Annotated in this window: 26 protein-coding genes; 19 read left to right on the top strand and 7 right to left on the bottom strand. The window is 64.6% G+C overall.

Annotation, left to right across the window (positions count from 1 at the left end):
* Positions 1 to 41 precede the first annotated feature (41 nt).
* The 4 genes from FQU74_RS02830 to FQU74_RS02815 are packed head-to-tail and all read left to right on the top strand — an operon-like array spanning position 42 to position 4,908.
* The gene (locus tag FQU74_RS02830; RefSeq protein ID WP_146284919.1) at positions 42 to 1,427 is read left to right on the top strand and encodes an aldehyde dehydrogenase family protein; all 1,386 of its coding nucleotides are present in this window, start codon (positions 42 to 44) and stop codon (positions 1,425 to 1,427) included.
* Positions 1,424 to 2,584, top strand: coding sequence for an iron-containing alcohol dehydrogenase (locus FQU74_RS02825; protein ID WP_146284918.1), 1,161 nt, complete (start codon positions 1,424 to 1,426; stop codon positions 2,582 to 2,584). Before FQU74_RS02830 ends, FQU74_RS02825 begins: the two co-directional genes overlap by 4 nt.
* A 34-nt stretch (positions 2,585 to 2,618) precedes the next feature.
* On the top strand, positions 2,619 to 3,863 hold the full coding sequence (locus tag FQU74_RS02820; protein WP_146286183.1) for an NAD(P)/FAD-dependent oxidoreductase: 1,245 nt from the start codon (positions 2,619 to 2,621) through the stop codon (positions 3,861 to 3,863).
* Between the two features lie 40 nt (positions 3,864 to 3,903).
* Positions 3,904 to 4,908, top strand: a complete 1,005-nt coding sequence (locus FQU74_RS02815) for an NAD-dependent epimerase/dehydratase family protein (RefSeq protein WP_146284917.1) — start codon at positions 3,904 to 3,906, stop codon at positions 4,906 to 4,908.
* Between the two features lie 10 nt (positions 4,909 to 4,918).
* Here the strand turns inward: FQU74_RS02815 and FQU74_RS02810 are convergent, their stop codons facing one another.
* A complete protein-coding gene (locus FQU74_RS02810) occupies positions 4,919 to 5,905 on the bottom strand; it encodes a 2-hydroxyacid dehydrogenase (RefSeq protein ID WP_146284916.1) in 987 nt (328 codons plus the stop codon).
* 161 nt (positions 5,906 to 6,066) lie between these two features.
* Between FQU74_RS02810 and FQU74_RS02805 the strand changes: the two genes are divergently transcribed.
* Genes FQU74_RS02805 through FQU74_RS02795 form a run of 3 tightly spaced genes read left to right on the top strand, consistent with a single transcriptional unit; the run spans position 6,067 to position 8,207 of the window.
* A complete protein-coding gene (locus FQU74_RS02805) occupies positions 6,067 to 6,645 on the top strand; it encodes an SH3 domain-containing protein (protein WP_146284915.1) in 579 nt (192 codons plus the stop codon).
* A gap of 41 nt (positions 6,646 to 6,686) precedes the next feature.
* The gene (locus tag FQU74_RS02800) at positions 6,687 to 7,583 is read left to right on the top strand and encodes a cation diffusion facilitator family transporter (RefSeq protein ID WP_146284914.1); all 897 of its coding nucleotides are present in this window, start codon (positions 6,687 to 6,689) and stop codon (positions 7,581 to 7,583) included.
* 3 nt (positions 7,584 to 7,586) lie between these two features.
* Positions 7,587 to 8,207: a flavin reductase family protein gene (locus tag FQU74_RS02795; protein ID WP_146284913.1), complete on the top strand. Its 621-nt coding sequence runs from the start codon at positions 7,587 to 7,589 to the stop codon at positions 8,205 to 8,207.
* Positions 8,208 to 8,219: 12 nt separating this feature from the next.
* Here the strand turns inward: FQU74_RS02795 and FQU74_RS02790 are convergent, their stop codons facing one another.
* The gene (locus FQU74_RS02790; RefSeq protein ID WP_146284912.1) at positions 8,220 to 8,687 is read right to left on the bottom strand and encodes an OsmC family protein; all 468 of its coding nucleotides are present in this window, start codon (positions 8,685 to 8,687) and stop codon (positions 8,220 to 8,222) included.
* The gene (locus FQU74_RS02785) at positions 8,687 to 8,995 is read right to left on the bottom strand and encodes an Rdx family protein (protein WP_229704330.1); all 309 of its coding nucleotides are present in this window, start codon (positions 8,993 to 8,995) and stop codon (positions 8,687 to 8,689) included. The genes FQU74_RS02790 and FQU74_RS02785 overlap by 1 nt, the downstream gene beginning before the upstream one ends.
* A 130-nt stretch (positions 8,996 to 9,125) precedes the next feature.
* On the opposite strand from FQU74_RS02785, the gene dut reads away from it, so the two are divergent.
* The 5 genes from dut (at position 9,126) to FQU74_RS02760 (ending at position 14,482) form a co-directional block, all read left to right on the top strand.
* On the top strand, positions 9,126 to 9,593 hold the full coding sequence (dut, locus tag FQU74_RS02780; RefSeq protein ID WP_146284911.1) for a dUTP diphosphatase: 468 nt from the start codon (positions 9,126 to 9,128) through the stop codon (positions 9,591 to 9,593).
* Positions 9,593 to 10,645, top strand: a complete 1,053-nt coding sequence (locus FQU74_RS02775) for a HesA/MoeB/ThiF family protein (RefSeq protein WP_146284910.1) — start codon at positions 9,593 to 9,595, stop codon at positions 10,643 to 10,645. Before dut ends, FQU74_RS02775 begins: the two co-directional genes overlap by 1 nt.
* 79 nt (positions 10,646 to 10,724) lie before the next feature.
* Complete coding sequence (locus FQU74_RS02770) at positions 10,725 to 11,513, top strand: transporter substrate-binding domain-containing protein (protein ID WP_146284909.1); 789 nt, start codon at positions 10,725 to 10,727, stop codon at positions 11,511 to 11,513.
* A 42-nt stretch (positions 11,514 to 11,555) separates the two neighbouring features.
* The gene (locus tag FQU74_RS02765) at positions 11,556 to 12,338 is read left to right on the top strand and encodes an amino acid ABC transporter permease (RefSeq protein ID WP_146284908.1); all 783 of its coding nucleotides are present in this window, start codon (positions 11,556 to 11,558) and stop codon (positions 12,336 to 12,338) included.
* 125 nt (positions 12,339 to 12,463) lie between these two features.
* A complete protein-coding gene (locus tag FQU74_RS02760; RefSeq protein ID WP_146284907.1) occupies positions 12,464 to 14,482 on the top strand; it encodes a M3 family metallopeptidase in 2,019 nt (672 codons plus the stop codon).
* A gap of 23 nt (positions 14,483 to 14,505) precedes the next feature.
* Here the strand turns inward: FQU74_RS02760 and FQU74_RS02755 are convergent, their stop codons facing one another.
* The 4 genes from FQU74_RS02755 to FQU74_RS02740 form a co-directional block, all read right to left on the bottom strand.
* Positions 14,506 to 15,129 carry a nucleoside/nucleotide kinase family protein gene (locus tag FQU74_RS02755; protein ID WP_146284906.1) on the bottom strand — a complete coding sequence of 208 codons (624 nt, stop codon included), beginning with the start codon at positions 15,127 to 15,129 and terminating at the stop codon, positions 14,506 to 14,508.
* On the bottom strand, positions 15,126 to 15,920 hold the full coding sequence (locus FQU74_RS02750; RefSeq protein ID WP_206664993.1) for an ATP-binding cassette domain-containing protein: 795 nt from the start codon (positions 15,918 to 15,920) through the stop codon (positions 15,126 to 15,128). The genes FQU74_RS02755 and FQU74_RS02750 overlap by 4 nt, the downstream gene beginning before the upstream one ends.
* Positions 15,917 to 16,990: an ABC transporter permease gene (locus FQU74_RS02745; protein WP_146284904.1), complete on the bottom strand. Its 1,074-nt coding sequence runs from the start codon at positions 16,988 to 16,990 to the stop codon at positions 15,917 to 15,919. Before FQU74_RS02745 ends, FQU74_RS02750 begins: the two co-directional genes overlap by 4 nt.
* A gap of 124 nt (positions 16,991 to 17,114) precedes the next feature.
* Complete coding sequence (locus tag FQU74_RS02740; protein WP_146286181.1) at positions 17,115 to 18,131, bottom strand: sugar ABC transporter substrate-binding protein; 1,017 nt, start codon at positions 18,129 to 18,131, stop codon at positions 17,115 to 17,117.
* Between the two features lie 233 nt (positions 18,132 to 18,364).
* Between FQU74_RS02740 and FQU74_RS02735 the strand changes: the two genes are divergently transcribed.
* The 7 genes from FQU74_RS02735 to FQU74_RS02705 all read left to right on the top strand — a co-directional run bounded on the left by FQU74_RS02735 (position 18,365) and on the right by FQU74_RS02705 (position 25,658).
* Complete coding sequence (locus tag FQU74_RS02735) at positions 18,365 to 18,799, top strand: RbsD/FucU family protein (protein WP_146284903.1); 435 nt, start codon at positions 18,365 to 18,367, stop codon at positions 18,797 to 18,799.
* Positions 18,800 to 18,855: 56 nt separating this feature from the next.
* On the top strand, positions 18,856 to 20,088 hold the full coding sequence (locus FQU74_RS02730; RefSeq protein WP_373289004.1) for an ROK family transcriptional regulator: 1,233 nt from the start codon (positions 18,856 to 18,858) through the stop codon (positions 20,086 to 20,088).
* A gap of 120 nt (positions 20,089 to 20,208) precedes the next feature.
* Entirely contained in the window at positions 20,209 to 23,058 is a 2,850-nt protein-coding gene (locus tag FQU74_RS02725; RefSeq protein ID WP_146284902.1) for a monovalent cation/H+ antiporter subunit A, read from the top strand.
* The gene (locus tag FQU74_RS02720) at positions 23,058 to 23,405 is read left to right on the top strand and encodes a Na+/H+ antiporter subunit C (protein ID WP_146284901.1); all 348 of its coding nucleotides are present in this window, start codon (positions 23,058 to 23,060) and stop codon (positions 23,403 to 23,405) included. The genes FQU74_RS02725 and FQU74_RS02720 overlap by 1 nt, the downstream gene beginning before the upstream one ends.
* Positions 23,405 to 24,907, top strand: a complete 1,503-nt coding sequence (locus FQU74_RS02715) for a monovalent cation/H+ antiporter subunit D (protein WP_146286179.1) — start codon at positions 23,405 to 23,407, stop codon at positions 24,905 to 24,907. Before FQU74_RS02720 ends, FQU74_RS02715 begins: the two co-directional genes overlap by 1 nt.
* Positions 24,904 to 25,392: a Na+/H+ antiporter subunit E gene (locus FQU74_RS02710; protein ID WP_146284900.1), complete on the top strand. Its 489-nt coding sequence runs from the start codon at positions 24,904 to 24,906 to the stop codon at positions 25,390 to 25,392. Before FQU74_RS02715 ends, FQU74_RS02710 begins: the two co-directional genes overlap by 4 nt.
* Positions 25,389 to 25,658 carry a K+/H+ antiporter subunit F gene (locus FQU74_RS02705; RefSeq protein ID WP_146284899.1) on the top strand — a complete coding sequence of 90 codons (270 nt, stop codon included), beginning with the start codon at positions 25,389 to 25,391 and terminating at the stop codon, positions 25,656 to 25,658. The genes FQU74_RS02710 and FQU74_RS02705 overlap by 4 nt, the downstream gene beginning before the upstream one ends.
* Position 25,659 lies beyond the last annotated feature (1 nt).

Genomic DNA, 25,659 nt, shown 5'->3' with positions numbered 1-25,659 from the left:
ACGGGATCGGCGGGACAGCCCGCCCATTGAGGACGAATACCATGAAACCCATTCAACTGATTTCGCCGGTCGATGGCTCGGTCTGGCTGGAGCGCATGCCGCTTTCTCGCGAGGACGCCTTTGCCGCCGCCGCACGGGCCAAGGCCGCGCAAAAAGGCTGGGCCGCCCGCCCGCTGGAAGAGCGTATCGCGCTGGTCAAGGCCGGTGTCGCGAAGCTCATGGAGATCAAGGAGACGCTGGTCGAGGAACTGGCCTGGCAGATGGGTCGCCCGACCCGCTTTGGCGGCGAATGGGGCGGCGTCAATGACCGCACCAACTATATGGCCTCGATCGCCGCTGAAACGCTTGCCCCCGACATGGTCGAGGACAGCGACCGCTTCACCCGCTATCTGGCGCGTGAGGCCGTGGGCGTGGTCTTCATCATCGCACCTTGGAACTACCCCTACCTCACCACGATCAACACGCTGGCGCCTGCGCTGATTGCCGGCAACACCGTGATCCTGAAGCACGCGAGCCAGACCCTGAAGGTGGGTGAGCGCCTAGCCGAAGCCTTCCATGCCGCTGGCATCCCCGAGGATGTATTCCAGAACGTCGTCCTCGATCACGCCACGACCGAGGCGCTGATCGGCGCGCGCTCGTTCGGCTTTGTGAACTTCACCGGATCGGTCGGCGGGGGCGCGGCCATTGAAAAGGCCGCCGCCGGCACCTTTACCGCAACCGGGCTGGAACTTGGCGGCAAGGACCCCGGCTATGTCCGTGCCGACGCCGATCTGGATGCGGCGGTGGACAGCCTGATGGATGGCGCGATGTACAATGCGGGCCAGTGCTGCTGCGGGATCGAGCGGATCTATGTGCACGAATCCCTCTACGATGCCTTTGTCGAAAAGGCCGTCGCATGGGTCAACACCCTGAAGCTGGGCAACCCCTTTGATGCCTCTTCGACCCTTGGTCCGATGGCCAACAAGCGTTTCGCCGCCGTGGTGCGTGGCCAGATCGCCGAGGCGGTGGCCGCAGGCGCAAAGGCCCTGATCGACCCTGCGAACTTCCCCGCCGATGATGGCGGCGCCTATCTTGCGCCACAGATCCTTGTGAACGTCGATCACAGCATGCGCGTGATGATGGAGGAAAGCTTCGGCCCTGTCGTCGGCATCATGAAGGTGTCGGGCGACGACGAAGCGATCAAGCTGATGAACGACAGCCCCTATGGGCTGACCTGCTCGATCTGGACCGCCGACCCCGAGGCCGCCGCCGCGATCGGCGCGCAGATCGAAACCGGTACGGTGTTCATGAACCGCTGCGACTATCTCGACCCGGCGCTGTGCTGGACCGGCTGCAAGGATACCGGGCGCGGTGGCTCGCTGTCCTATCTCGGCTTCCATTCGGTCACCCGCCCGAAATCCTACCATCTGAAGAAGGTGACGAAATGACCCACAACGTTCCGAACCGGAACTGGTCTTACCCGACCGCAATCAAGTTTGGCGTGGGCCGGATTTCCGAGCTGGCCGGGCATTGCATGGCCAGCGGCATCACCAACCCGCTCCTGGTGACCGACCGGGCGCTGGCGGCCCTGCCGATCACGGCCGATGCGGTGGCTGTGCTGAAGGCCGCAGGGCTTGGCGATGCCGTGTTCTCGGAAGTTGACCCCAACCCCAACGAGATCAACATGGCAGAGGGGATCAAGGCCTATCTCGCTGGCGGCCACGACGGTGTGGTGGCCTTCGGGGGCGGCTCGGCGCTGGATCTGGGCAAGATGATTGCGCTGATGGCCCATCAGCGTGCCGATCTCTCGGTCTGGGATCTTGAGGATATCGACGACTGGTACACCCGCGCCGATGCCGACAAGATCGCGCCGATCATCGCGGTGCCCACCACCGCCGGAACCGGGTCTGAAGTGGGCCGGGCAGGCGTTCTGACGAATTCGGCCACCCACAAGAAAAAGATCATCTTCCACCCCAAACTGATGCCAGTCGTCACCATCTGCGATCCGGCCCTGACCGTCGGCATGCCGCGCTTCATCACCGCCGGGACGGGAATGGACGCGCTGGCGCATTGCCTTGAGGCCTATTGCAGCCCGTTCTACCACCCCATGAGCCAGGGCATCGCGCTGGAGGGGATGCGGCTGGTGTTTGAAAACCTGCCCAAGGTCTATGACGATCCGAACGACCTCGACGCCCGCGCCCATATGATGAGCGCGGCCGCCATGGGCGCCGTGGCCTTCCAGAAAGGTCTGGGGGCGATCCACAGCCTGAGCCACCCGATCGGCGCGGTCTACAACACCCACCATGGCACCACCAATGCCGTCGTGATGCCCATGGTGCTGGATTTCAACCGCCCGGCGATTGAAGAGCGGATCGAGCGTGCGGCAGCCTATCTGGGCATCGCGGGCGGGTTTGATGGCTTCCGCGCCGCGATCATGGCGCTGCGCGAGAAGCTTGCGATCCCGGCCAATCTGACCGCGATGGGCGTTGATCCCGCGCGGCTGGACGAGTTGACCGAGATGGCGCTGGAGGATCCTTCCTGCGGTGGCAACCCGATCGCCATGACGCGCGAGAATACCCGCGCGCTGTTCGACGCCTGCATGTAGGAAAACGCGGGCGCAGATGCGCCCGCGCAGGCCGATGGCAGAGGAAATCGACACCGAAATCGCCGTGATCGGCGCAGGCGTGATCGGCATGGCCTGCGCCCTTCGGCTGGCAGCCGAGGGGCGAGAGGTCGTGATCCTCGATCCTGCCGAGCCGGGGATGGGCGCATCCTACGGCAACGCCGGGACCATCGCCGACTATGCCGTGCAGCCAGTCGGCACACCCGAGGTGCTGAAAAACCTGCCCTCGCTACTCTTCGACCGCAACTCGCCGCTGGCGATCCGGCAGGCGGCGCTGCCCGCACTGGCACCTTGGCTTTTGCGCTTTGCGCGCCAAAGCCTGCCCGGCGCGGCCGCCGCCAATGCACGCGCGATTGCGGCGCTGGTCGCATCGGCCAATGCCGAATGGCAGGAATTGGCAACCGAGATCGGCGGCGCGGGCATCCTGCAGCACCGCGGCTGCCTGTATCTGTACGAAACACGCAAGGCCTTTGCCGCGGCAGAGCGCGACATGACCCATCGTCGCAGCCTTGGCATCGCGGTCGAGTTGATCGATCCCTCGACGCTTGCCGCCATGGAGCCCGGCCTGCCCGGGGTGGAGGGCGGCGCGGCCTTCTTCCCCAAGGCCACCTTCCTTGCGGACCCCGGCCAGATGATGCGTAGGCTGGCGGCCCGGCTGCAGGCCGTGGGCGTCCGCCATATCGCGCAGCGCGTTGACCGGCTGACGCGCACCCCCGGCGGTGTCAGGCTGGGAACCGCACAGACCAGCATCCGGGCCCGGACCGTGATCCTCGCCGCGGGCGCGCATTCCCGCAGGCTTGCCGCACAGGCGGGCGACCGCGTTCCGCTGGACACCGAGCGCGGCTACCATGTGGAATGGGACATGCCCGCGCCGCGCCTTACGCGCCCGTCCTGCCCCACAACGCGGGGGTTTTACCTCTGCCCGATGGCGGGACGGCTGCGGGTTGCGGGTACGGTCGAGCTGGGCGGGCTGACGGCACCCCCCTCGCCCCATCGAGTGGCCCGGCTAATCGAAGGGGCGAGGGCGATCTTTCCCGATCTGGGCGCCCCAAGCCGCGACTGGATGGGGTTTCGTCCGTCCATACCTGACAGCCTACCCGTCATATCTGCCTCACGCGCGGGCAGTGACGTGATCCACGCCTATGGACATGGTCATATCGGCTTGACATTGGCGCCCATCACGGCACGGATCGTCGCCGATATCACGGCCGGGCGCCAGACCGGGATCGACCTTGCGCCCTATGCCGTGACCCGGTTCTGATCTTCAGCCCGGGGGGCAAGGGCGCATTGAAGAGGCAAACGTGGGACGCAAGGCATTTGTCACCGGTTCGGCGGGGTTTATCGGCTATCACCTATGCCAGCGTTTGCTGGCAGACGGCTGGCAGGTGCTGGGACTGGATTCGATCAGCGACTATTACGACATCCGGTTGAAGCAGCGCCGACACGCGATGCTCAGCCAGTCGCCCGGCTTTCGCGCGGTCGAAGGTCTGCTCGAGGCGCCCGGTCTGGTGCGCGGACTGGTCGAGGAGTTCTGCCCCGATGTGATCGTGCATCTGGCAGCGCAGGCGGGCGTGCGCTATTCGATCGACGCGCCACGATCCTATGTGGATGCCAACCTGATCGGCACGTTCGAGGTGCTGGAGGCCGCGCGCGCCGTGCCGCCGCAGCATATGCTTCTCGCCTCCACCTCATCGGCCTATGGCGCGAACACCGAAATGCCCTATGCCGAGGTGCACAAGGCCGATCACCAGATGAGCTTCTACGCCGCGACCAAGAAGGCGACCGAGGCGATGGCGCATAGCTATGCCCACCTCTATGATCTGCCGACCAGCATGTTCCGCTTCTTCACGGTCTATGGGCCGTGGGGACGCCCCGACATGGCGCTCTTCAAATTTACCCGCGCGATCCTGAATGGCGAGCCGATCGACGTTTATAACCATGGCGACATGCGGCGCGACTTTACCTATATCGATGACCTTGTCGAAGGGATCGTGCGGCTGATCGATGCCGTTCCGGGCAGGCAGGCGGCGGGCAGCTTTGACAGCCTATCGCCCGTGGCGCCATGGCGCGTGGTCAACATCGGCAACGGCGCGCCGGTGCAGTTGATGGATTTCGTGGCCGCGATCGAGGCGGCGACGGGTCGCGTGGCACAAAAGAACATGCTGCCCATGCAGCCGGGCGATGTACCCGCAACATGGGCCGATGCCACCTTGATCGAGGCCCTGACAGGCGCCCTGCCCCGCACCGATATCGGCGTGGGTGTGCAACGCTTTGTCGACTGGTATCGGGACTATTACGCGGTCTGATGACCCCGACTTACAGCATCCCCGGCACCACCTGATCCGGCGGACGATGTCCGTCGGCAAAGGTCTTGATGTTGATGATGACCTTCTCACCCATCTCGATCCGGCCCTCATGGGTGGCCGAGCCCATATGGGGCAGCAGGACGACGTTCGACAACTCGCGCAACCGCGGGTTCACCTCGTGCCCGTGCTCGTACACATCAAGCCCGGCGCCCGCGATCTCGCCCGCGCGCAGGCCGCGCGTCAGGGCGTTCTCGTCGATCACCTCGCCGCGCGAGGTGTTGATCACGACGGCCGAAGGCTTCAGAAGTTTCAGCCTCCGGGCATTCAGCAGATGGAAGGTCGACGGCGTGTGCGGGCAGTTGACCGAGATGATGTCCATCCGCGCAATCATCTGGTCAAGGCTCTCCCAATAGGTGGCATCAAGGTCCTGCTCGATGCTGTCATGCACGCGCCGACGGTTGTGATAGTGGATCTGCATCCCGAAGGCACCGGCGCGGCGCGCCACGGCCTGCCCGATCCGCCCCATTCCGAGGATCCCCAGACGACGACCGCCGATGCGACCGCCCAGATGGTCCATCGGCGCCCAGCCAGACCAGCGGCCCGCCTGCATCTCGGCCATCCCCTCGGGGATGCGGCGCACGACACCAAGGATCAGTGCCATGACCATGTCGGCCGTATCTTCGGCCCCGACGCCCGGCGTGTTCGACACCAGAATACCGCGCGCCCTGGCGGTAGAGACATCGATGTGGTCGACCCCGGCTCCGTAATTTGCAATCAGCTTCAGCCGCTCGCCTGCCTGGCTGATGATACCGCCGTCGATCTGATCGGTGACGCAGGGCACAAGAACATCGCAGCGCTTGACCGCGTCGACCAGTTCATCGCGCGACATGCGCACGTCGGGGTCGCGAAGCTCAACATTGAAAAGCTCTTTCATCCGTGTTTCCACCACCTCGGGCAGGCGACGGGTCACGATCACGTCAAGGCGCTGTGCGGGCATGGCCATCCTCCGGGGGAATTTCGGGTCCGGTGCTTCCAAATCGGTCGCGTTGCTGGCAAAGTGCCGGGTTGAGGGGCAAGGCACAAGACCCTGACGCAATTTTATTGCGCGCAAACTGCCGCAGCAGGGCCATTTCCCTCGTACGGCAAATGAGGAACGAGATGAACAGGCGTTTCGGGCAAGTTTTTCAGGCATCCTTTGTTGCGTTGGTCCTTGCGACAGCAGGACTTGCGCAGACCGACCCACCGGTCAGCGCAGAAGATACCGGCGGCAATCAGGCAGTCGCCGCACCGCCGGTGACGCGCGACCCGTCAAAGGGTCAGGTGACCAGCCTGCCCCTGCCGCGATTCGTGACACTGAAGACCGATGAGGGGAACGCGCGGCGCGGCCCCGGCCTGTCGCACCGCATCGACTGGGTGTTTCGCCGTGCCGGGATGCCGCTGAAGATCACTGCCGAGTATGAAAACTGGCGCCGGGTCGAGGACCAGGAGGGCCTGGGCGGTTGGGTCCACTACTCGCTGCTCTCTGGCGTACGCTCGGCGCTGATCATTGCCGAAATGGCCGATCTTCGGTCGGGTCCCGACAGCAATGCCGAAGTGATCGCCCGCGCAGAACGTGGCGTGATCGGCCGGATTCAGGAATGCACGCCCGACTGGTGCCGCTTCGTCTCGGGCGGAGAGCGCGGTTGGGTGTCCAAAGCCGCCCTTTGGGGGGTAGAACCTGGCGAGATTCTGGAATAACCGACGCGACCCCAGCAAGGCGGGACGAACGGAGATGGCCCATGGCACTTGATACCCAGACCGGGATGAAGATATCGGCCGGGGTGGCCTCGGTATTGGTGGCCGGCACGCTGGTTGTGTTGAAGTTGTGGGCGCTTGGCGTGACCGGCTCGCTTTCGGTCGCGGCGTCGCTGGCCGACAGCGCCACCGACCTTGTGATGAGCGTGGGCGCCATGGCCGCGCTGATCTACGCCGCCAAACCCGCCGATGATGACCACAACTTCGGACACACCTCGGTCGAGGATCTGGCGGCACTCGCACAGGCGCTTGTGGTGGGCATCTCGGGCGCGGTGATCGGCTGGACTGCCGTGGACAGGCTGATCCATCCGGTGCGCGGTTCCATCCGCGAAGAGGGCGCGGGCATCACCGTCATGGCCATTTCGATGGTGCTGACGCTGGGCCTTGTCTGGTGGCAGGGCCGGGTCGCCAAGCGCACCGGCAGCCGTGTCGTGGCGGCCGACCGGCTGCACTATATCGGAGATCTGTTGCCTGCGGCCGGGGCCATCGTCTCGCTATGGGCTGCGCGCCGCTTTGGCATTATCCAGATCGACAGCATTGTGGCGCTTGTGGCCGCTGCCGTTCTGCTTGCCGGTGCGCTGCGCATCTTCCGCGGCGCCTGGGACGCCTTGATGGACCGGACCGCCCCGCCCGACGTGATCGAGGGGATCGAGACGCTGGCCCGCAACTGGCCGGGAGTGCGCGGCTATCATGACCTGAAAACCCGGACCGCCGGAAGCCGGATATTCGTTCACCTGCATATCGAGCTGGATGGCGACCTGACCCTGCGTGAGGCGCATGATATCGGGGCAGGCCTGCGCCGAACCATCCTGCTTGCCTATCCGCAAACCGATGTCATCATTCACAAGGACGTGGCCCCCGTCGCCACGCAAACGGCGTGACCCATGCGTTTTGACAGCCACGAAACTCATCCCGACGTGCTTTACCGCCTTCTTGCCGCGACTGTGGTGCCGCGCCCGATTGCCTGGGTCAGCACAAAGTCGCTTGATGGCACGCTGAACGCGGCCCCGTTCAGTTTTTTCAACGTCATGGGTGACGACCCGCCCATCCTTGCGATTGGCATCACACGCGGGCGGCAGGGCATGAAGGATACCGCGCGCAATATCGAAGAAACCGGCGAATTCGTGGTGAACCTTGTCCCCGAGGCGCTGGCCGAGGTGATGAACACAACCTCGATCGACGCACCGCGCGGAACAAGCGAATTCGCGCTGGCCGGCCTGACCCCCGCGCCATCGACCCATGTCGCGCCGCCCCGGATCGCGGAAAGCCCCGTCAGCTTTGAATGCGTGACCCATGCCTCGCTGGTGACTGGCCCCAGTCAGTTGATCGCCATCGGGCGGGTGCTCGCGATCCATGTCGCGGACCAGTATGTGCTGAATGCCGAGCGCGGCCATGTTGATGCCCCTGCTTTGGGCATGCTGGGTCGCGGCTTCGGCACCACCTATATCCGCAGCCACGACACGTTCGAGATGACACGGCCCAAGTGGACCGCGCGCCCTGAGTGAACAGGGTAACGCCTAATCCTCGACGATGAAGCGCGGGGCGTGATCGACCGGGAAATTCACCGAACGGGCGATGAAGCAGACCTCGGGGATACGGTGGTGGATCTCGGCCGCCAGCGCCAGATCGGTGCCCGCCTTGACCCGGATCACTGGGCGCAAGGTGGCCCCGACAAAGCGCCCCGCCCCGCCGCGGCCTACTTCGCCCCGGCCAATGGGACTGTCCTCATACCCCGTGACGGTGATGCCCGCATCACTGGCATAGTGCAGATACCAGAGCATATGGCAGGCCGCGAGCGCGGAGAGAAGCAGATCCTCAGGGTTCATCTTGCCCGGATCGCCGCCCAGAAGCGGGTCGTTCGAGCAGTGGATCACCGCCTTGCCGGGCACAGCCACGTCCCATGTGCGGTCATAGGCGCGGTAATGCGCGGTGCCCTCGCCTCGGTTACCCGTCCAGACAACGTGCGAGGTATAGTCATGTGTCATCAGCCCTGCTCCTTCGGCGCGGTCACACGGTCGACATGGCCCAGATCGCGCTCGGGCCAGACGACATCGCGGACAAGTCGTTTCAGCGTCTTTGCATCGGGAAAGCCGCCCTGCTCCACGCGGTCCCAGACACAGGTTCCGTCAATCTCCACCCGGAACACCCCACCGGTCGAGGGGACGAGCGTCACCGATGCCAGATCCTGCCCGAAGGTGGAGAGCAGCTCTTGCGCCATCCAGCCACTGCGCAAAAGCCAGTTGCACTGGGTGCAATAGGTCAGCGTGATAGCGGGGCGGTGCGGGCTGGTCACGGGGCGAACTCCTGCTCTGATCGGCACGACTGCGACGATAGGCGATGGCGTCCCGCGGCGCCACCCCGCGAAGGCGGGTTGCATCGACAGGGTTTGCGCCCCATGAAAGACAGCAGCGATGGAGAACGCGATGACGCCAGAATTGCGGATCATGTGGGAAAGCTGGGCTGACCGCAGCCTGCCGGCCCCTTCGTATGAAACGGCGGGGGCTGCGGGGGCTGACATACGCGCCAACCTTCCCGAAGAGGCACGCAGCGCCGGCATCACGCTGCAACCCATGCAGCGGCTGGTCGTGCCCACCGGGTTCCGAGTGGAGATCCCTGCAGGCTTTGAGGCGCAGATCCGCCCGCGCTCGGGCCTTGCGCTCAAGCATGGGATCACGCTGCCCAACACGCCCGGCACCATAGACAGCGACTATCGCGGCCCGCTGGGCGTGCTTCTGGTGAACCTTGGGGCAGAGCCCTACACCGTCCAGCATGGCGACCGCATCGCGCAGATGATCGTGGCGCCGGTGGTGCAGGTGCGCTTTGCCGTCGTCGATCATCTGGAACACACCGAACGCGGCGAGGGCGGGTTCGGATCGACCGGGCGGCACTGATGGTGCCGGTGCTGGCCGCCCTTGCCGCGATCTGGCTGTTCGGCCGGGTATTCGGCATTGCGGCGCCACGGCGTCTGGCGGCAATGGCGGCGCTTTGGGCCAGCGTGGTCCTCGTCCAGTTCGCATTGCCCGAAAGCGCGCTTGCGCAGGCGACGGACGGCGATCCCCGCGTCTGGCTGGTGCTGGGTGGGCTGGTTGCGCTGGTGCTGGCCTATCGGCTGGGCTTGGGCGCCTTGCGGCGGCGCAGTGCTGCGCGTGTCGCCCCGGCCGAACCTGCCGCCAAAGGCAGCCGTCTGCGTCCGGCCGAGCTTGACCGTTACGCACGCCACATCATGCTGCGCGAGATCGGCGGGCCGGGGCAGCGGCGACTGCAAGCGGCGCGGGTGCTGGTCGTGGGCGCGGGCGGCCTTGGAAGCCCCGTCTGCCTCTATCTAGCCGCGGCAGGCGTGGGGCAGATCAGCGTGATCGACGATGACCGGGTCGAAAGCTCCAACCTGCAGCGCCAGATCATTCACCGCGATCAGGACATCGGCCTGCCCAAGGCGCAATCCGCGGCGGCGGCGATGCGCGCGCTGAACCCGTTTATCGAGACGCGCGCGCTGCTGACCCGGCTGACGGAGGACAACGCCGAAGCAACACTTGCGGGCCATGACCTGATCATCGACGGCACCGACAATTTTGACACGCGCTATCTGGTGAACCAGACCGCGACCCGGCTGGGCATTCCGCTCCTTTCGGGCGCGATCACCCAATGGGAGGGACAAGTCACGCTCTGCGATCCCGCAAAGGGTGGCCCCTGCTACGCCTGCATCTTTCCCGAACGCCCGGCCCCCGGCATGGTGCCGACCTGCGCCGAGGCGGGCGTCGCTGCCCCCCTGCCCGGCGTGATCGGCTCGATCATGGCGATGGAGGCGGTCAAATATCTGACCGGCGCGGGCGAGACGCTTGCGGGCCGCCTGATGATCCATGACGCGCTTTACGCCGAGACCCGCACCATCACCGTGCGGCCTCGTGCGGGCTGCGCCGTCTGTGGCGGTGGGTCACAGGCGTGAATGGCGGTTTTGCAAGCACTTGCGCGGCACGAAAGGCGCGGCCATAGTTCGCCAACCGCTCTGTGACAGGGAGTTCACGATGAAGCTGACCGCCACCTTGGCCGCGCTTGCGCTGGCTGCCACCGCCTCGATCGCAGCCGCCGAGGGCTTGCCTGACCTGAAAGGGCGCGCGGTGACGGTCGTGACCGAGAACGCCTACCCGCCGCTTCAGTTCCTTGACGCCGAGGGCAAGGCCATCGGCTGGGAATATGATGCCGTGGCCGAGATCGCGAAGCGGCTGAACATGACCATCGCCTATGAGAACACCAGCTGGGACGCAATGATCCCCGCCGTTTCAGGCGGGCAGTATGACATGGGCATGACCGGCATCACCATCCGGGATGACCGCAAGGAACAGGTCGATTTCTCGGATCCCTATATGCGGTCGGAAATGGTGATGATGGTGCGCGGCGACGAGAGCCGGTTCACCGACGCCAAGAGCTTTGCAGCCAATGCCGACCTTCTGATGGCGGCCCAGCCGGGGACCACCCCCTTCTACGTCGGCGTCTATGAGGTGCTGGATGGCAACGAGGCCAATCCGCGCATCAAGATGTTCGAAACCTTCGGCGCCGGGGTCGAGGCGCTGAAGGCAGGCGATGTCGATCTTGTGCTGACGGACGGCACCTCGGGCGCGGGCTATGTCGCGGCCTCCGAAGGCAAGCTGAAGGTTGTGGGCGACAAGCTCGGGGCCGAGGATTTCGGCTTCATCTTCCCCAAGGGGTCTGACCTCGTGGCCCCGATCAACGCCGCCATTGCGGAGATGAAGGCAGACGGCACGTTGGCTGCGCTGGACAAGAAGTGGTTCCTCGACTTCAAGATGGGCCAGTGAAAGTTGGATCCGTGACGCCAGAGCGGGCGTGCTGATCCGCCCATGACGGCCAGATCTGAACAACCGGACTTTCCATGGTGGCTGGTCGTGCTTGGCGCGGCCGGCCTCTGGCTGTGCATCGAGGTCTGGTCAAGCCCGGTCTACGCCAAGATCATGGCCACGCTGGCCAAGGGCGTCTGGATCACGCTTCTGGTCACCTTGACGAGCTTTTCTGCGGCGGCCGTGCTGGGCCTCGGGCTGGCCGTGGGGGCAGGATCAAAGCGGATCTGGATCCGGCAGGGCGTCCGCCTCTACACCGAGGTCGTGCGCGGCGTGCCAATCATCGTGCTGCTGCTCTATGTCGCCTTCGCCGCCGTGCCCGCAGTGGTCTTCGCCTGGAACTGGCTGGGCCTGCCCGAGTTGCGGGCGCGCGATGTGCCGCTGCTCTGGCGCGCGGTGATCGCCCTGACCATTGCCTATTCCGCCTTTCTGGCCGAGGTGTTTCGCGCGGGGCTTGCCTCTGTCGACCGGGGGCAGATCGAGGCGGCGATGGCCCTTGGCCTGACGCCCTGGCAAAGGTTCCGGTTGATCGTCTTCCCGCAGGCCTTTCGGACGATCCTGCCCCCCCTCGGCAATGATTTCGTCGCGATGGTAAAGGATTCGAGCCTCGTCAGCGTCCTGGGCGTCGCCGATGTGACGCAGCTGGCCAAGGTGACGGCAGCCGGGAACTTCCGCTACTTCGAGACCTACAATATCGCGGCCTTGATCTATCTGACGCTGACGATTGGCCTGTCGATCGCGCTACGGGCACTGGAACGGCGGCTTCGTCAGGTGGAGAGCCGGTAACGGGGCCTCTGCCCCCCGCACCCCGCACCCCGCACCCCGTGCCCGAGGTATTTGAACCAGAATGAAGGGCAAGGGGCTGGACCTCGGCCATCGGCTTGCTAGGGTCGGCGCAAAGGAGACCTCCGATGACCAATCCGCTGCTTGCCCAATGGGATACCCCGTTCGAACTGCCCCCCTTCGCGGCCATAGGGGATGAGGATTTTGCCCCGGCCTTTGACGCCGGGCTGACCGAGGCGCGCACCGCCATCGCAGCCATTGCCGGGAACGCCGATGCCCCGACATTTGCCAACACGATCGAGGCACTGGAGCTGGCCGAGGCGACGCTCGATCGGGTGGCGGGGGTGTTCTACAACCTGGCCGGCGCTGACAGCACGGACGCACGCGAGGCGCTGATGCGCGATCTGGCCCCGAAGATGTCGGCCTTCTCCTCCGAAGTGACCAACAACAAGGCCCTCTTCGCCCGGATCGAGACACTTTGGCAGGACCGCGAGACCCTGGACCTTTCCCCCGAACAGGCACGGGTGCTGGAACTCTATCGGCAGATGTTCGTCCGATCTGGCGCGCAGCTTGAGGGGGAGGCCGCCGCCCGGCTGACCGAAGTGAAGGCACGCCTTGCCGTACTGGGCACCGAGTTCTCGCAGAACATTCTGGCTGAAGAGCGCGGCTGGTTCATGGACCTTGCCGAGGATGAGCTGGAAGGCTTGCCGCAATTCCTGATCGATGCCGCGCGGGCGGCGGGGGCCGAGAAGGGACGCGCGGGCCCGGTGATCACCACCAGCCGGTCGTTGATCGTGCCGTTCCTGCAATTCTCGCCGCGCCGGGCCTTGCGCGAAAAAGCCTATGAGGCCTGGGTGGCGCGCGGGGCGAACGGGAACGCGCAGGACAATCGCACCATTGCCGCCGAGATCCTGAAGCTCAGGGCCGAACGGGCCGCCCTGCTGGGATACCCAAGCTTTGCGGCCTTCAAGCTTGAGCCCGAGATGGCAAAGACCCCTGATGCGGTGCGCGACCTGCTGATGCGGGTCTGGACGCCCGCCCGCGCCAAGGCCGAAGCGGATGCCAGCGTGCTTGAGGCGATGCTGCGGGCAGATGGCATTGCCGGCCCGCTGGAACCTTGGGACTGGCGCTACTATTCCGAGAAGCGGCGCAAGGCCGAGCATGATCTGGATGAGGCGGCGCTGAAGCCCTATCTCAGCCTCGACGCGATGATCGCGGCGCAGTTCGATTGCGCGAACCGTCTGTTCGGGCTGGAGTTCCGGCCGCTTGATGTGCCGCTTTATCACCCTGATGCCCGCGCATGGGAGGTGACCCGGAAGGGCCAGCATGTCGCCGTCTTTATCGGCGACTACTTTGCGCGCGGATCAAAGCGGTCGGGTGCGTGGTGTTCGGCCATGCGGTCACAGAAAAAGCTCGGGCGGGATGTGCGACCCGTGGTCGTCAACATCTGCAACTTTGCCAAGGCCGAGCCTTGCCTTCTGTCCTACGACGACGCGCGCACGCTGTTTCACGAGTTCGGCCATGCGCTGCACCAGATGCTGAGCGATGTGACCTATGGCTTTATCTCGGGCACCTCGGTTGCGCGGGACTTTGTGGAACTGCCGAGCCAGCTTTACGAACACTGGCTTGAGGTGCCCGAGGTGCTTGAAACGCATGCGCGGCACTGGCAGACCGGTGAGGCGATGCCCTCTGACATGCTCAAGCGACTTCTGGATGCGGGTACATATGACCAGGGCTTTGCCACGGTCGAATTCGTCGCCTCGGCACTGGTCGATCTGGCCTTCCATGAGGGGGCCGCGCCCGCCGATCCGATGCAGAAGCAGGCCGAAGTTCTGGAGGGCATCGGCATGCCCCGCGCCATCCGCATGCGCCACGCGACGCCCCATTTCGCCCATGTGTTCTCGGGCGACGGCTATTCCTCGGGCTATTACAGCTACATGTGGTCGGAGGTGATGGATGCCGATGCCTTTGCGGCTTTTGAGGAGACAGGCAATCCCTTCGATCCTGCCACCGCGGCGCGGCTTGAACAGTTCATCCTGTCGGCAGGCGGCTCACGTCCGGCCGAAGAGCTATATCTGGAGTTCCGTGGCCGCATGCCGGGGGTTGAGGCGCTGCTGAAGGGGCGCGGGCTGCTCGACGCGGCCTGAAACCAAAGGGGGCGACTGCCCCCCTAGCCCGGCTGATGGATCACGATCTGGGCCGGGACGCTTTCCCGCACCACGCGGCGGGCGTTGGGAATGTCGTTCGACAGCGCCCGCGCCCGCGCCGCATCAGCATCATGACCATGCTCGAGCCAGCGCGCGATCAGGCGGCGTTCAAGCTCGGCCTCGGGGACATCCAGCGCGACGGTCAGGTCATAGATCGGTCGGGCCAGGGCCCAGGGGTCTGCATCGAGCAGAAGGTAGTTGCCCTCAACGATCAGCAGCCGGTCGTCGGCCCCCACCACATCGCCGCCTGCACGGGCAAGGTCGAGATGGCGGTCGAACACCGGGATCACCACCTCCGTCTCGACCCTGAGGCGCTGCACGAGATGCACGAAGCCCAAGGCATCGAAGCTTTCCGGGCAGCCCTTGCGCGGCAGAAGACCGCGCGCGACCAACACCGGATTGTCCAGATGGAAGCCGTCCATCGGCACGACGCGCGCGCCTGTGCCAAGTGCTGCCACCAGATCGGTCGCAAGGGTTGATTTCCCCGCGCCCGGTGCGCCGGCGAGGGCGGTGATGAACCGCCCTCCCCCTTTGATGATCGGATCCGCCCTGCGACGGATCTCCTGCGCCAGCTCGACGGGCGTCATGCGGCCTCGGTCACGCCTTCGGGCAGTTTGGCACCGGTCATGAAGGCCACCGCATCCGACATCGTATAGTCGCCGGGCTTGATGACGCAGAGACGCTTGCCCAGACGGTGGATGTGGATCCGGTCGGCCACCTCAAACACATGCGGCATGTTGTGGCTGATCAGGATGATCGGAATGCCACGGCTGCGCACGTCGCGGATCAGTTCCAGCACCCGGCGGCTTTCCTTCACGCCAAGCGCGGCGGTCGGCTCGTCGAGGATCACAACCTTTGATCCGAACGCCGCCGCACGCGCCACAGCCACACCCTGCCGCTGGCCGCCCGAAAGCGTCTCGACCGGCTGGTTGATGTTCTGGATGGTCATCAGGCCCAGTTCGTTCAGCTTCTGGCGAGCGAAGGATTCCATCGCCGGACGATCAAGCTGGCGGAAGAGGCTGCCCATGATCCCCGGCTTGCGAAGTTCGCGCCCCATGAACATGTTGTCGGCAATCGACAGCGCCGGTGACATCGCAAGCGTCTGATAGACGCATTCGATGCCATGGCCACGCGCCTCCAGCGGGCTGGAAAAGTGGACCGGTTTGCCTTCGAGGGTAATCTCACCCTCATCCGGCTGAACGGCCCCCGACAGCGCCTTGATCAACGAGGATTTCCCCGCACCGTTGTCGCCAATCACCGCGAGGATCTCGCCCGGGTAAAGCTCGAAGTCGCAATGATCGAGAGCGGTCACCTTGCCATAGCGCTTTACCAGTCCGCGCGCCTTGAGGATGGGTTCCACAGAGGTTTGTCCGGTCATGCTGATGCCTTTCTGATCCACTGATCCACCGCCACGGCGAGGATGATAAGCAGGCCGATAAGGAAGAACGTCCATTGCGGGTCGGTGCCGACCATCTTCAGCCCCATCTCGAACACGCCGACGATCAGCGCGCCGAAGAACATGCCGACGATCGAACCACGCCCCCCGAAGAGCGAGATGCCCCCGATCACGACGGCGGTGATGGACTGGATATTGCCAAGCTGACCGGTCGAGGCCGTGGGCGAGACAGAGCCGAACCGGCCGATCATCACCCAGCCAGCGATGGCGCAGAAAAAGCCCGCCAGCGCATAAACCTGGATCAGCACGCGTTTCGTCTGCACGCCCGCCAGTTCCGCCGCATCGGGGTCGTCGCCCACGGCATAGACATGGCGACCCCAAGCCGTCTGACGCAGGACGTAGGCCATGATGGCAACCAGCGCGACCATCAGGAACACGGCGTAAAGCACCTTGACCCCACCCGGCTGGATCGACTGCCCCCAGAACTGCAGGGACGGTGCCTGGGCTGCGATGTCGGACGACCGGATCGTTTCGTTGGCCGAGAAGATGAAGTTCGATGCCAGAAGGATCTGCCAGGTGCCCAGCGTCACGATGAAGGGCGGCAGCTTGATCTTGGCGACCAGCCAGCCATTGACGAACCCCATCAGGGTGCCAAGTGCCAGGCCAAGCCCAATCGCCATCGGCGCGGGAATTCCGTAGCGGAAGGTGAACTGCCCCATCAGGACCGAGGAAAACACCGCGATGGCACCGACAGACAGGTCGATCCCGGCCGTCAGAACGACCAGTGATTGTGCGCAGCCGATGATCCCCACAATGGCGATCTGCTGCAGAATGGTCGAAAGCGTCGTCGCCTTGAAAAAGTTCTCTGACAGGAAGCCAAAGATGATAAGTGCCACGACCAGCACGATCATCGGCACGGCCGATGGCGTCTGGTGCAGCCAATGTTGCAAGCGCTTCAGCGCGCTTTTCTCTTCGTGGAATTCAGCAACTTTCTCGGATGCGCCCTTAAGGCCCTCTTCGAAACTCGTCGCCGACTTTGCGTCGGATGCCATGGTCACATTCCCCCTATGCCCGCGCGCCCAAAGGCGCCGCTGCTTGTGACAAGGGCGGCCCGCACCTTGGAACGGCCGCCCTTGGGTTAGTTTCAATCAGGACCGGGATTCGGTCAAAGGCAGATCAGCCCCAGCACAGTTCCGTGCCCTTGGCGGTGTCGATCGACTCGACCCCGGCGGCAGGCTTGTCGGTGATCAGCGCAACGCCCGTGTCGAAGAAGCTCTTGCCTTCGGTCGGGGCAGGCTTGGTGCCATCGGCGGCGAACTTGGCGATCGCCTCGATGCCCAGCGAGGCCATCAGCAGCGGATACTGCTGCGAGGTCGCGCCGATGATGCCGTCCTTGACGTTCGCAACGCCCGGGCAGCCGCCGTCAACCGAAACGATCAGCACGTCCTTTTCACGGCCAACGGCCTTGAGCGCCTCATAGGCACCGGCGGCAGAGGGTTCGTTGATCGTGTAGACCACGTTGATGTCCGGGTCTTTGGCCAGCAGGGTTTCCATCGCCTTCAGGCCGCCTTCCTCGTTGCCCGAGGTGACTTCGTTGCCCACGATACGCGGATCGCTTTCGTCGCCCCATTTGTTCGGGTCGGCCAGATCGACGCCAAAGCCCTGCAGGAAGCCCTGGTCGCGCAGAACGTCAACCGACGGCTGCGAGATAGCAAGGTCCAGAAGCGCGATCTTGGCGTCAGCGGCCTTGTCACCCATCGTGGCTTTCGCCCACTGGCCGATCAGCAGACCAGCCTGGAAGTTGTCGGTCGCGAAGGTCGCATCAGCTGCGTCAACCGGGTCAAGCGGAGTGTCGAGCGCGATCACCAGCAGACCGGCGTCGCGGGCAGCCTTGACCGAATCGACGATAGCCTTGGTGTCCGAGGCGGTCAGCAGGATACCTTTGGCGCCGTCGGCAATGCAGGCCTCGATGGCTGCGACCTGGCTTTCGTGGTCGCCGTCGATCTTGCCGGCATAGGACTTCAGCGTCACACCCAGTTCAGCGGCCTTCGCCTCGGCGCCCTCTTTCATCTTCACGAAGAAGGGGTTGGTGTCGGTTTTGGTGATGAGGCAGGCCGATACGCCTTCGGCCATGGCAGGGGCCGCCGACATCAGCGCAAGCGCCGCTACGCCCACAAGGGCTTTCGCTTTCATCTTCATCTGTTCCTCCCAGGGAAACCGGGGACAAGCCCCTTTTGTGCAAGTGAACCGCGCCGCCTCTCTCGTCGCGATCGAGATAAGAAAGCCTGATTCTCGACCTTCCGTCAATATAAATAAATCAGTCTGAATTAATATTGACAGACTCGTCGCCCGGTCGCAGTCTGGCATGATCCAATTCCCGCGTCGCCCAGAAACAAGGCGCCGCTGCCGCAAGAAAGGCAAAGACGATGCTTATCGGCATTCCACCCCTGCTTGGGCCCGAAATGCTCTTTACCTTGCGCGCCATGGGCCACGGGGACGAGATCGCGCTGGTCGACGGAAACTATCCTGCACAGGCCCATGCACAACGTCTGATCCGGGCCGATGGGCATGGGGTGGAGGCGGTGCTGCGCGCAATCCTTGCCGTGATGCCTCTGGATTCGGACGTGCCCGCACCAATCCTGCGCGCAAGCCTGAACAACGACCCCGCGCAACGAGGCCCGTTCCACGACCGGATTGACGCCATTGGGGTTGAGGCCGGGGTGAAGGTGCAGCCTCTCGCCGGTGCCGAGCTGTATCCGCGCATCCGTGCTGCCCATACGATCATTGCCACGACCGAAGGCGCGCTTTTTGCCAATGTCATCCTGCGCAAGGGGGTTGTCCGGCCGGATACGCCACACTGACACTTGCGATGGCCGCGGTTTGCGGCCATGGCTCGGCGCGACGAAGGGAGGAGGAGTTGCGCAACGCAGACGACACACAGGACCGGACAATGGCCGAGGTGCTGCCCGCAGGGTCGGCACGCGGATCGAACCAGTCTGGCATGCGCGCCCACAATGAACGCCTCGTCCTGAGCTTGTTGCGCCAGCATGGCGCCTTGGCGAAATCCGATATTGCCCGGATGACGGGCCTGTCTGCGCAAACCGTCTCGGTCATCATGCGCGCGCTTGAGCAGGACGGGCTTCTGATGCGGGGCGAGCCTGTGCGCGGGCGGATCGGACAGCCCTCGGTCCCGATGTCACTCGCCCCTGATGGCGCGTTCTTCCTCGGCCTCAAGATCGGGCGGCGGTCGGCTGACCTCAGCTTTGTCGATTTCACCGGACAGATCCGCCAGACCCGGCGCCGCGTCTACCGTTACCCGACGCCGGACGCCGTCATCGCCTTTGTCTCGGAATCGCTGCCCGCGATCACGTCAGAGATCGGCGCGGATCAGGCGGCGCGTATCGCGGGCATGGGGGTCGCCATGCCGTTTCAGCTGTGGAGCTGGGTGCAGTACATCGGCGCGCCGCAGGCAGAGATGGACGCCTGGCGCAAGCGTGATATCCAGGCCGAGCTTTCGGCCGTCGCGGGTATGCCGGTCACCATCCAGAACGACGCGACCGCCGCCTGCGGCGCGGAGCTTGTGTTCGGAACCGGCGAAAAGCCCAAGGATTTTCTCTACTTCTACTTCGGCACCTTTATTGGCGGTGGGCTGGTTCTGAACGGGCAGCTGTTCACGGGACGGACGGGCAACGCAGCAGGCGTGGGTCCGATGCTGGTGCCCGGCCCCGATGGCCGGATGCGGCGCCTGATGACCGTGGCCTCACTGTCAACCCTCGCCGCCGCGATGGAGGCTGCGGGCGAGCATTCGGATGACCTGTGGGAGCGGCCCGGACCCTGGACGATCAGCGCAGCCGTGCTTAACCGCTGGTATGATGAGGCGGCCGAAGGCATTGCGGCGGCCATCCTGTCGGCCTCCTCGCTTCTCGAACTCGGGGCGGTGCTGATCGATGGCTGGATGCCACCCGAAATGCGGGCAGAGTTGACGGCACGGATCCATGCCGCCCTGCACCGGCTGGATCTGGCGGGGATTGATCCGCCGGTGATCCGCGAAGGGACGGTGGGTTCTGCAGCCCGTACCCTGGGTGCGGCGGCGATCCCGCTGGCGCAGAGATTTCTTCTGGAACAGGGCGCCGTTCTGACGGACGGGTGATCCCCTTGCGGGCGCCAAGGCCTTGACAGGGCCGGAAGCTTTGGCCGACTAAGGTTCGGCGCCCCGTCAGGGGCTTGCCCGCGATTGCCCATCGGCCAGAAGAACGGAACCGCATACGGAATGTCCCCAGCCCTGATCGCCGCGCTGCCCTTCATCGGCGCCCTGTTTCCCGGTCTGATGATCCGGGTCGGACGCAATGCCTGCGCGGTGATGGCGGGGTTCTTCTCGCTGATGGCGCTGGTTGGATTGGGACTGCATATCCCGGCGATCCTGCGGGACGAGGTGGTCACGGCGCAGATCAACTGGATGCCCGCGCTTGGCCTGAACGCCAACTTCTTCATCGACGGGCTGGGCCTGCTGTTCGCCGGGCTGATCCTTGGGATCGGGCTTCTGATCATCGTTTACGCCCGCTTCTATCTGTCGGAGCGCGATCCGATGGGACAGTTTTACACCTACCTCATGCTCTTTCAGGGCGCGATGGTGGGGATCGTGCTGTCTGACAACATCCTGCTGCTGCTGGTGTTCTGGGAGCTGACATCGCTGTCGTCGTTTCTGCTGATCGGCTACTGGAAACACCTGCCCGAGGGGCGACAAGGCGCGCGCATGGCACTGGCTGTCACCGGCGGCGGCGGGCTTGCGATGATCGCGGGCATGCTGATCCTGGGCCATATCGCGGGCAGCTATGACCTGACCATCATCCTGCAATCGCGTGAGGCGATCCAGTCAAGCCCGCTTTATCTGCCGGCGCTGATCCTGATCCTTGCCGGATGCTTTACCAAGTCAGCGCAGTTTCCGTTCCACTTCTGGCTACCCCATGCCATGGCAGCGCCCACCCCGGTCTCGGCCTACCTGCACTCGGCGACAATGGTGAAGGCGGGCATCTTCCTGATGGCGCGGATGTGGCCGGTGCTGGCGGGGACACCCGAATGGTTCTGGATCGTCACCTCGGCAGGGCTGATCACCATGGTCATGGCGGCCAAGATCGCCTTCTTCAAGGATGATCTGAAGGCGCTTCTCGCCTTTTCGACGGTCAGCCATCTGGGTCTGATCACCATGCTTCTGGGCTTTGGCACCAAGGCTGCGGCGACGGTGGCGGTGTTCCACATCATCAACCATGCCACCTTCAAGGCCGCCCTCTTCATGTGCGCGGGCATTGTCGACCACGAGGCGCATACACGCGACATCAAGCGCCTTGGTGGCTTGCGCCGTCTGATGCCGGTGACATTCATCATCACCACCATTGCAGGCCTGTCGATGGCGGGGATTGCCCCCCTGAACGGGTACCTCTCGAAAGAGATGATGCTCGAGCAGGCCGCCCATACCGCACCCTGGGTCATCCCCCTGCTGGTGGTGATCGGTGCGACCTTCTCTGTCGCGTACTCCTTCCGGCTGATCGCGCACACCTTCCTTGGGGCAGAGCGCAACGACTATCCGCATCATCCGCATGATCCGGGCTTTGGCATGTGGTCGTCCCCGGCACTGCTTGCGACGCTCGTGGTGCTGATTGGCCTGATGCCGATGACCTTTGCCGGCTGGCTGGTCGATGCCGCGGCAGGCGCGGTGACCGGCGCGGCGGTGCATGCCCATATCGTGCACTGGCATGGCGCGCACAGCCCGGCGCTGTGGATGTCAGTCTTTGCTGTGGGTGGGGGTCTGGTCCTGCTGGGCCTGCATGGCAGTCTGGACCGCATCTGGCTTGCCACGCCGCGCCCAGAAGCAAAGCGCATTTTCGACGCCGTGATCGAGGGGCTGGCTGCCCTCTTTGCCCGTGTGACCGAGGCACTGCATGGCGGATCGCTGGGACGCTACCTGTGGATCACGGTCGCGACCCTTCTGGCCGTGGGATGGTATGCCTTCCGCAGCGGCAGCCATCTGCCCGGCACCCGCGCGCTGCAACCGATCGAGCCTGTGGCCGCCGTGGGCTGGATGTCGCTGATGATCGCATCGCTTGCCATCGCGGTGCTGCACCGCCAGCGCCTCTTGACGCTGATCCTTGTGGGTGTGGTCGGGCTGGTCGTCTCTGTCGGCTTTGCCTATCTCTCGGCCCCTGACCTCGCCCTGACGCAAATCTCGGTCGAGGTGGCGACGGTGATCCTGATGCTTCTGTCGCTGAACTTCCTGCCCAAGGTCACGCCGATTGAAAGCACAAGCCTGCGCCGGGTCGGGGATGCGGCCATCGCGGGTGTTGGCGGGCTGGCCGTGGGAGGCCTGATCTATGCGCTGATGACGCGCGATTTCGCCTTTCCGACGATTGCCGACTATCACCTCGCCAATGCCAAGACGTTGGGTGGCGGCACGAATGTGGTGAACGTCATCCTCGTGGACTTCCGCGGCTACGATACCTTTGGCGAGATCACGGTGCTGGGCATCGCCGCCACGCTGATCTTTGCGCTGACCGAAACGCTGTTGCGCCCAGGCCCGGCGAATGACCGGCTGCGCACCTGGACGGGCGACACGCAGGATGCGGGCGACCGGCACCCGCTGATGATGGTCGTGGCGACCCGGATCATGCTGCCCATCGCGCTGATGGTCGGCATCTACATCTTCCTGCGCGGGCATAACGTGCCGGGCGGCGGCTTCATCGCAGGGCTTGTGGTGGCGATCACGCTGGTGATGCAATACATGGCCTCGGGCTTCGGCTGGACCGAGGCCCGCCAGCGCATCGATTATCACGGATTGATCGGCGCGGGCGTTCTGGTCGCGGCAGCGACGGGCGTAGGTTCGTGGCTGGCGGGGCGCCCATTCATGACCTCGAACTACGGCTACTTCCGCATCTGGCCGCTGGAGGAATTCGAGCTTGCCACGGCCGCACTCTTTGACCTTGGCGTCTTCCTGACCGTGCTGGGCGCGGTGATGCTGGCGCTGTCGTCCCTGACCCGCATCGCGGTGCGCGCAGGCCAGACCATCAACGTCGAGGCCTATGACATGGAAGACAAGTTTGAACCCGCAGCAGTCAAGGAGGACAGGTGATGGAGCTTTTGGTGGCATCCAGCGTCGGCCTGATGACGGCGGTGGGGATCTATCTGATCCTGCGGATGCGCAGCTTTCCGGTGATCGTGGGCCTGACCATGATCTCTTACGCCTGCAACGTGTTCATCTTTGCATCAGGCCGGATCGTGGCGGGGCTGCCGCCGATCCTGTCCAAGACAGCAACGGGCTATACTGATCCGGTGCCGCAGGCGCTGGTGCTGACGGCGATCGTGATTTCGTTCGGCATGACTGCGGTTCTGGTGATGATGGCGCTTGGCGCCTTTTTCGAGGCCGGGGATGACCGGATCGACCTCAAGGCGGACACGGCAAGGGATTCGGCAGAATGATGGGGCACTGGATCATCGCGCCGGTTGTCCTGCCGGCGGTGACGGGGGCTTTCACGCTGCTCGCCTTGCGCGACGCCCCCATGGTGGCGCGCAGCATCTCGACCGCGGCGACCGCACTTCTGCTGGCGATTTCGCTGTGGCTGCTGCACGGCGCCACGGTTCATGGGGCCGAGGCCTATTTCCTTGGCAACTGGCCCGCGCCCTTTGGGATTGTTCTGGTGCTGGACCGCCTGTCGGCGCTGATGGTCACGCTGACGGCCGCTCTGGCGCTGGTGGTGCAGCTTTACGCCATCGGCACAGGGTGGGACCTGCGCGGGCGGCATTTCCATGCGCTGTGGCAGTTCCAGTTGATGGGCGTTTGCGGGGCTTTCCTGACGGGCGACGCCTTCAACCTTTTCGTCTTCTTCGAGGTGCTGCTGATCGCCTCCTACGGTCTGATGATCCATGCCGGGGGTCGGGACCGGCTGAAGGCAGGCGTGCAATATGTGGTCTTCAACCTGGTCGGCTCGACGCTGTTCCTGTTTGCGCTGGCCACCGTCTATTCGGTGACCGGCACGCTGAACATGGCGGATCTGGCGGTCAAACTGCCCATGCTGCCGCAGGGTGACATGGCCCTGATGCGGGTTGCCGGGGCGATGCTCTTGATGGTCTTTGCCATCAAGGGGGCGCTGGTGCCCCTGCACTTCTGGCTGCCTGCCACCTATGCCGAGGCGCCGGGGCCGGTGTCGGCGCTGTTTGCCGTGATGACCAAGGTGGGCGCCTATGCGGTGATCCGGGTGTTCACGCTGATCTTTCCGATCAGCCTGCCCGCCACGGGTGCGTTGTTCGCCGATATGCTGCTGCCCGCGGCGGTCATCACACTTGCCGTCGGGGCTGTGGGGGTGATGGGCGCGCGCAGCCTGCAAGGCATGGTCGCATTTGCTGCGGTGACGTCGATGGGCACGCTGTTTGCGGCGGTGGCGCAGTTCACGCCCGAGGCGATCTCGGCCGCGCTTTACTATGCGCTGCATTCCACGCTGGCGGCGGCGGCACTTTTTCTGATCGCCGACCTGACGGTCGACCGGCGCGGCAGCGGCGATCTGGGATCGGCCCGTGCTCCGATCGCGCACCAAGGGCTGATCGCTGCGCTGTTCATGCTGGGTGCCATCGCCATCGCAGGGATGCCGCCCTTGTCGGGATTTCTGGGCAAGCTGATGATCCTGTCGGCGTCCCGAGGCGAGACGCTGGTCTGGGCCGCAATCCTTCTGTCGTCCTTTGTGATGATCCTCGGGCTGGCGCGGGCGGGCTCAACCTTGTTCTGGAAGTCGCATGCAGACGGCGCGCGCCCGGCGCCGCATGACGCGCAGCCGCTGGCCTTTGTCGCGGTGGGCGCGCTGCTCGCCGGCCTTGTCCTGCTGACCGTTGCTGCCGGGCCGATCACAGGCTGGCTTGCCGATACGGCCGCCGCGCTGCAAGATCCTGCGGCCTATATCGCCGCCAACCGGCTGGAGGGCATGGAATGAGGAAGCTGCTTCCCCATCCGGGGCTGACGGTCCTGCTGATTCTGACCTGGCTGATGCTGGTGAATGAATTCAAGTGGGGCAGTCTGGTGTTTGGCACCATGCTCGGGGTGATCCTGCCGCTGTTGACCGCCCCTTACTGGCCCGACCGGCCCGTGATCCGCAACTGGCCTGCGGCCATCGAATATGTGCTGATCGTCATCTGGGACATCATCAAGTCGAACATCACCGTGGCGATGATCGTGCTGTTCCGCCCGCGTGCGGGCCTGCGTCCCGCCTGGATCACGGTCCCGGTCGAGCTGACAAGCCCCGAGGCGATCACCGTGCTTGCCGGGACCATCACCATGACGCCCGGTACTGTCACCGCCGATATCGCCGCCGACGGGCGCGCGCTGCTGATCCATTGCCTTGATGCGCCCGACCCTGATGCCGTCCGCGACGACATCAAGGCCCGGTACGAGGCGCGGCTGAAAAGGATCTTCGCATGATCGACTATGCCCTGGCCTTTGCCTTCCTCTGCTTCGGGATCGGTGCGCTGCTCTGCATGTGGCGCGTCACCTTCTCCCCTACCCTGCCCGACCGGATCCTCGCGCTGGATACGTTGGTGGTGAACATGATCGCGATCATCGTGCTCTTCGGCATGTATCACGGATCGGCGCTCTATTTCGAGGCGGCGATGCTGTTTGCGATGACCGGTTTCGTATCGTCGGTGGCTTATGCCAAGTTCCTCTTGCGCGGCGACATCATCGAGTAGG

It is taken from the genome of Gemmobacter aquaticus (assembly GCF_007859075.1).
Classification (GTDB): Bacteria; Pseudomonadota; Alphaproteobacteria; order Rhodobacterales; family Rhodobacteraceae; genus Gemmobacter; species Gemmobacter aquaticus.
Note: the sequence above shows the minus strand (reverse complement) of the source record. Positions and strands in the feature narration are given on the sequence as shown.